Origin of the sequence: Corallococcus aberystwythensis (genome assembly GCF_003612165.1) — a bacterium.
GTDB classification, from domain to species: Bacteria; Myxococcota; Myxococcia; order Myxococcales; family Myxococcaceae; genus Corallococcus; species Corallococcus aberystwythensis.
Genome location: NZ_RAWK01000433.1, coordinates 1 through 5270, shown reverse-complemented (window position 1 = coordinate 5270; position 5270 = coordinate 1). Strand labels below are relative to the sequence as shown.

Genomic DNA, 5270 nt, shown 5'->3' with positions numbered 1-5270 from the left:
GTCGGGCAGGGGGACGAAGAGGCGGACCACGGCGGCTTCCTTGAAGGGGAGGGCGCCTGGAGGATAGCCCTCCATGCGTCCGGAGGTTCCCTTTCCGGAATGCGCGAGCGACCGGCGGCGTCCCGTTCCTGCTATGGCGCGCCCACCCCCATGTCCACCCTCGTCATCGAGTCCACCCGCTCCGGCTTCGTCGAGTCCCTCCACACCGTGTCCGTCGCGGTGGTGAGCGCGGAGGGCACGCGCGTCGCGTTCGCGGGCGACCCGGAGCGCGTCACCTTCTGGCGCTCGGCGGCGAAGCCCTTCCAGTCGCTGCCCATGGTTCAGGACGGCGCGGCGGACCGCTACGGCTTCGGCCCGCGCGAGCTGGCGCTCTCCTGCGCGTCCCACTCCAGCGAACCCGTGCACCGCGCGCTCGCCATGCAGATGCTGAGCGCCTCCGGCTGCGAGGAGCGCCACCTCGCGTGCGGCCCGCACCCGTCGCTGTCACCCGCCGTCGCCGAAGAAGCCCTGAAGGCCGGGGTGGTGCTCACGCCCCGGTGGAACAACTGCTCCGGCAAGCACGCGGGGATGCTCGCGCTGGCCCGTCACCACGGCTGGGACGTGCACGGCTACGCCAGCGACGGCCACCCGGTGCAGGAGCGCATCCAGGATGAAATCGCCAAGTGGACGGGCCTGCCGCGCGACGCGCTGGTGAAGGCCGTGGATGGCTGCCTCGCCGTCTGCTTCGGCCTGCCGCTCAGCGCCATGGCCACCGCGTGGGCCCGCTTCGGCGTGTCGGAAGCGCCCGCCGCGCGCCGCCTGCGCGAAGCCATGCTCGCGCACCCGGAGCTTGTTGGCGGCAAGGGGCGCGCGTGCACGGAGCTGATGACGGCCTTCGGCGGCGAGGCCGTGGTGAAGATTGGCGCGGAGGGCGTCTACTGCGCCGCGCTCCCCCGGGCCCGTCTGGGCGTGGCCCTCAAGGTGGAGGACGGCGACGCCCGCTGCGCCGCGCCCGCGCTGCTCGCCGTCCTGCGCCTCGTCGCGGAACAGCAGGGCCTGCCGCTGCCCATGACGGGCCTGGAGCACCACGCGGAGCCGCGCATCCTCAACACCCGGAACGAAGTCGTGGGCTCCCTGCGCGCGGCGGGCTCGCTCGCGTTCGCCTGAAGCTCCGGAGCCGCCCGCTGTAGCGCGGAAGGTCACACGCGCCGCGCGCTCCGTAACCGGCCCCGCTACAACCGTCCCGCTGCTTCCAGGGGCCCCCCGGACACGGCGGTGGGCACGCGGACTGCAACTGGACTGTCCGCACACGGCGGGACTCGCGGGGTCCTGACGTCAAGGGGGAAAGCCTCGCGAGTCCAGATGGGGTCGGGTTGGCGAGCGTTCGCGTTCGCGGCCCGACCCCCTCTTGTTCCTAGCGCTTCAAGTCGATGCGCACCCACTCGCCCTGCTGCGCGCCCTCCATCACGGTGCACCCGAGCTTGCGGTACGCGGCCTCCACGTCCACGCGCTGGTGCGCGAGCACGCCGGCCAGCACCAGCCGGTCCTTCGTCTTGGCCACGATGAGGGGCGCCAGCTCAATCAGCGTGTTCGCCAGGATGTTCGCGAGCACCAGGTCGAAGGTGCCGGGCACCTCCGTCAGCTCACGCCCGGAGATGTCCAGGTCGGGCGTCCCGTTGTCGGCGCAGTTCTCCCGGGCCAGCTCCACGGAGATGGGGTCGTTGTCGGTGCCCACCACGTGGCCCGCGCCCAGCTTCTTCGCCGCGATGGCCAGCACGCCCGTGCCGGTGCCCACGTCCAGGACGCTCGCGCCCGGGTGCGTGGACATGAAGTCATCCACCGCCGCCAGACACAGCGACGTGGTGGGGTGGTCCCCCGTGCCGAAGGCCATCTTCGGCTCGATGACGACCTTCATCTTGCCCTCGGGCGCATTCACCGCGTCCCAGGGCGGTCCCACCCACAGGCGGCCCACCTGCACGGACTTGATGAGCGACTTCCACTCGTTGCTCCAGTCCTGCTGGGGCTGCTCGTCCAGGGACAGGCGCGCGGTGGGGTGGCTCTCCGCCACGGCGTCGCGGGCCTCTTCGGCGCTCTCGCGGTCCTCGAAGTAGGCAACGACGATGGACTCACCCTTCGCGGGGACGCGCACGCCCGGCATGGAGGGCGTCTCCGTGTCGCGGACCTCCAGGCCCAGGGCGCCGGTCTCATGGAGAAGGTCCTGGAGGATCTCGGAGGCTTCCTCCGCGATATCCACGGTGAGTGACAGGTAGGTCTGGGACATGGCGCCCCTTCTACCGCACCCGGTGCGGCGTGGAAGCGTCGTCGTCGTGACGCTTCCACGCTCGCGGGGGACACGCCTTACGGACCGACGACGGCCATGGCCATGCGGTCGAAGTCGATGACCCGGCGGGCCACCGCCTGCACGTCCTCCGCCGTCACCTTCGCCACGTGCTCGGAGTAGTGCAGGAAGTTGTCCAGCCCGATGCCGTAGCAGGTGTCCAGCGCCAGCAGCGTCGCGCGGGCGCTGTTGCGCTGCAGGTCGATTTCGTACGCCCCGATGATGTGCTGCTTGGCGCGCTCCAGCTCCTCGGCCGGGATGGGCTCGTCGCGGATGCGCTGCAGCTCGCGGCGCATGCCCTCCACCGCCGCGTCCACCTTCTCCGGGCTCGTGCCCATGTAGACGGCGAAGTAGCCGGGGTCCAACCCGTCCATGGAGAAGCTGCTCACGCTGTAGGCCATGGAGCGCTTGTCGCGCAGCTCGATGAAGAGCCGCCCGCCCTGGCCCGACAGCACCGTGGACAGCACGTCCAGCACCACGCGCCACGGGTCCGTCATCCGCGCCGCCTGGAAGCCCATCACCAGGTGCGTCTGCGCGCGCGCGAGCACCTTCTTCTCCGTGCGCGGAGCGGAGGGAGGCGCCTCCGGCTGGAGCTGCTTCGGCGCCACCGCGCCGCCGCGCGACTGGCCGAAGTATTCGTTCGCCAGCTTCCGCACCTCGTCCACGTCCACGTCGCCCACCACGCTGAGCGTCATCTGCGACGGGTCCATGTGCGCCCGGTGATACGCGCGCAGCTGCTCGGGCCCCAGCGCCTCCACGGAGGCCTTCTCACCCACGAGCGACAGCCGGTACGGGTGCTCCTGGTAGAGCGTGCGCGAGAACAGCTCGAACGCCAGGCTGGACGGCTTGTCCTCGCGGGTGAGGATGTCCTGGAGCAGCAGCGCGCGCTCGCGGGCCACCTCCTCCTCGCGGAAGGCCGGGTTGAGCAGCACGTCCGCGAACAGCCGGAAGCTGGGCTCGAAGTAGCGCGACAGGAAGTCCGCCTTCAGGCTCACGGAGTTGCGGCCGCCCTGGCCGACGATGTTGCCCGCGTACAGGTCCCCCAGCTGGAAGATGTCATCCGCGCTGAGCGTCGTGGTGCCCTTGGTGAGGGTGCGGCTGATCAACGTGGAGATGCCGTTGTTCTCGGGCGTCTCGTAGCGCGCGCCACCAATGAAGGCCGCGCGCATGGAGAACAGCGGGATGTGCGGCTCCACCCGGATGATGAGGGTCGCGCCGGAGGGCAGCTTCTCCTGCACCACCTCTGAACGCGCGGACGCGGCCAGGCTCCGGGCCGGACGCACCGGGGCGTCCGGGGGCGTCCGGGTGGCGCGCGGCGGGGGCGTGAGGCCGGGGCTCTTCGCCGCTTCGTCCAGCGCGGCGTGCAACTGCGCTTCCGTCAGCTCCGCGGAGGGCGGGACCAGTGCGGTGACGACGGCGTGCTCCAGACGCAGGTACTTCTGGGCCACGCGGCGCAGGTCCTCCGGCTTGAGGTTGCGGACGTCCTCCAGGTAGCGGGCCTCGGACTCCAGGCCGCCAGGGGACGTCTGGTACGAGCCCAGGTTGCGCGCGGTGCCCTGCACCGTCTCCTTGCGGTAGACGGACTCCGCCTCCACGCTCGCCTGCACCGAGCGCAGCTCGTCCTCGGGGACCAGCGTGGTGCGCAGCGCCTCCAGCACGCGAGCCGTCTGCGTGAGCGCCTTCTGCACCTGCGCGGGCGGCAGCGTCAGCGACACGGAGAAGATGCCCGGGTCCTTGGGCGTGTACGCGGACGCGTGCACGTCATTGACCAGGTGCTGGCGGCGCTTCACCTCGCGCACCAGCCAGGACGAATTGCCCTGGCCGGCGATGGTCGACAGCAGGTCCAACGCGGGCACGTCCGGGTGCTCCAGCTCCGGGATGGCGAAGGCCAGGTTCACGTAGGCCTCCTTCACGTCCTCCGTCTGGATGAGGACGCGGCGGCCCGTGGGCGCGGCGTCGCGGGGGCGCTCCACCGGGCCCGCGTAGGGCCGGCCCCAGTCACCGCCGAAGATTTCGTCCACCCACTGGCGCAGCTCCGCCTCGTTCAGGTCGCCCGCGACGGACAGCACCAGGTTCCTGGGCGTGTAGTGCCGGTGGTAGAACTCCAGCACCTTCTCACGCGTGAAGCTGCGCACGCTCTCCTCGGTGCCGATGACGGGCAGCCGGTAGGGGTGCGTCTGGAACGCGGTGGTGAACAGCCCGCGGGACGAGCGGCGCGAGGGGGAGTCGTAGCTGCGCTTGATCTCCTCGCACACCACCTCGATTTCGCGCGCCAGTTCGTCCTTGTCGAACGCGGAGCGGCGCACCGCGTCCCCCAGGATGTCCAGGCCCGTGCGGGCGAACTGGCTGGCGAGGACGATGTGGTAGACGGTCTGGTCGAAGGACGTCCAGGCGTTGATTTCGCCGCCGTGCGCCTCGATGTCGCGGGCAATCTCGCCCGGGCCCCGGCGCTCCGTGCCCTTGAAGAGCATGTGCTCGTGCAGGTGGGCCAGGCCCGCCTGGTCCGGCCTTTCATCCGCGCTGCCGGCCTTGACCCAGACCTGGAAGGCCGCGACCTTGGCGGCGTGCTGCTCCTCGAAGACGACGGTGAGCCCGTTGGGCAGGGTGTAGCGGATGGCCATAGAAGTGGTCCGAAGCTGTCATCCCCTCCCGAGGGGAGGCAAGGCGAGGTGTGATGTTTGCTCCATTGGCTAACGTCCCGCCCCCCTCACGTCGAGCGGACCGTGCCGCCTGTCACCCACCAGGCAGGCGAAGCGGCACGGGTCGTCATCGCGTAACTGGTGGAAAGCGCCCGTGGCCGGTAACCTGGGAGCGCACATGCCGTCTCCCCCGGACGAGGCGGATCCGCTCGCGGACCTGAAGGAACTGCTGGATGACGGCGACGCCCCCATGGCGGCGTCCGCCCCGGCGCCCACCAGGCCGCTCGCGGTTCCCAAGCCTCCCCCCTCCGCGC

At 70.9% G+C, this 5270-nt stretch carries 3 protein-coding genes; 1 reads left to right on the top strand and 2 read right to left on the bottom strand.

Annotated elements, in window-relative coordinates; genetic code table 11:
• Positions 1-150 precede the first annotated feature (150 nt).
• The gene (locus D7W81_RS39700; protein WP_158621781.1) at positions 151-1146 is read left to right on the top strand and encodes an asparaginase; all 996 of its coding nucleotides are present in this window, start codon (positions 151-153) and stop codon (positions 1144-1146) included.
• Between the two features lie 247 nt (positions 1147-1393).
• Here the strand turns inward: D7W81_RS39700 and D7W81_RS39695 are convergent, their stop codons facing one another.
• Complete coding sequence (locus D7W81_RS39695) at positions 1394-2260, bottom strand: 50S ribosomal protein L11 methyltransferase (protein WP_120560524.1); 867 nt, start codon at positions 2258-2260, stop codon at positions 1394-1396.
• A 77-nt stretch (positions 2261-2337) separates the two neighbouring features.
• The gene (locus D7W81_RS39690; protein ID WP_120560523.1) at positions 2338-4938 is read right to left on the bottom strand and encodes a M16 family metallopeptidase; all 2601 of its coding nucleotides are present in this window, start codon (positions 4936-4938) and stop codon (positions 2338-2340) included.
• Positions 4939-5270: the final 332 nt, after the last annotated feature.